Source organism: Kribbella sp., from assembly GCF_035655035.1.
GTDB lineage: Bacteria > Actinomycetota > Actinomycetes > Propionibacteriales > Kribbellaceae > Kribbella.
The window spans coordinates 1-1659 of the sequence record NZ_DASRVN010000357.1 but is presented as its reverse complement, the minus strand read 5'-3'; the positions used below and the strand labels follow the sequence as shown (position 1 = coordinate 1659).

Here is a 1659-nt window from a genome sequence, read left to right as displayed (position 1 = left end):
GGAGTCGGTCAAGCGGCACTTCCGCGAGCTCGGCCACGACTGCCAGAACGAGGACTTCACGGTCGTCGGCGTCGGCGACATGTCCGGTGACGTGTTCGGCAACGGGATGCTGCTGTCGGAGCACATCCGGCTGGTCGCGGCCTTCGACCACCGGCACATCTTCCTGGATCCGGCGCCGGACGCGGCGGTGTCCTTCGCCGAGCGGCGGCGGCTGTTCGAGCTGCCGCGGTCCTCGTGGGCGGACTACGACGCGTCGCTGATCTCCGCCGGCGGCGGGGTGTATCCGCGGACCGACAAGGCGATCCCGATCTCCGCGCAGGTCCGTTCCGTGCTCGGGATCGAGAGCGGCTCGCCGACCCTGACGCCGGCCGAGCTGATGAACGCGATCCTGAAGGCGCCCGTCGACCTGTTCTGGAACGGCGGCATCGGGACGTACGTGAAGTCGTCGAACGAGTCCAACGCGGACGTCGGCGACAAGGCCAACGACGCGATCCGGATCAACGGGTCCGAGCTGCGCGCCCGGGCGGTCGGCGAGGGCGGCAACCTCGGCTTCACCCAGCTCGGCCGGATCGAGTACGCCGCGAACGGCGGCCGGATCAACACCGACTTCATCGACAACGTGGCCGGCGTCGACACGTCCGACCACGAGGTGAACATCAAGATCCTGCTGGACACCGTGGTCGCGGACGGCGACCTGACCGAGAAGCAGCGCAACGACATCATCGCGTCGATGACCGACGAGGTCGGCGCGCTGGTACTGAAGAGCAACTACCGGCAGAACATCGCGCTCGCCAACGCGACCGCGCAGGCGCCGGCGCTGATGCACGTCCACCAGGACTGGGTCCGGCGGCTCGAGCGCCAGGGGCTGCTCGACCGGCAGCTGGAGTTCCTGCCGAGCATCCCGGAGTTCAAGCGCCGCAAGGCCGAGGGCCGCGGGCTGACCTCGCCGGAGCTGTCGGTGCTGATCGCGTACACGAAGATCGTGATGGAAGCCGAGCTGCTCAAGACGTCGCTGCCGGACGACCCGTTCCTCAAGCACAAGCTCGCCAGCTACTTCCCGAAGGCGATCCAGGAACGGTTCGCCGACCAGATCCAGAGCCACCAGTTGCGCCGTGAGATCATCACCACCCAGGTCGTGAACGAATTCGTCAACACGTCCGGCATCACGGCGTACCACCGGCTCTCGCTGGAGACCGGCGGCAACGAGGAGGACGTGGTCCGCGCGAACCTCGCGGCCTCGCGGATCTTCTCGCAGCCGGAACTACTGGCCGCGAACGCCGAGCTGGACAACGTGGTCGACGCCGAGACGCAGACCGGGATGCGGCTGGAGACCCGCACGCTGGTCGAACGCGCGACTCGCTGGCTGGTGTCGAACCGGCGGCCACCGGTGGACATCGAGGAGCTGATCGAGTTCTTCGCTCCCGGTATCGCGAAGCTGACCGCGGCGTTGCCCGAGGTACTGCGGGGCCGGGAGCTGGCGCTGTTCGAGCAGCGCCGGGAAGCCCTGGTACAGAAGGGGGTTTCGGAGGACTTCGCGACCCGGATCGCGGTGCTGCCGCCGGCGTACGCCGGGCTCGGGATCGTGGAGACCGCGTCCCGCGACGACCTCGACATCCTCGAGGTCGCCAAGGTGCACTTCGCGCTCGGCGAACGCCTGCA

Annotated in this window: 1 protein-coding gene; it reads left to right on the top strand. The window is 68.3% G+C overall.

The features are described 5' to 3' along the window. Window positions 1-1659 (top strand): NAD-glutamate dehydrogenase domain-containing protein (locus VFF46_RS19880; RefSeq protein WP_325038657.1); only part of this gene is annotated, 1659 nt, incomplete at both ends.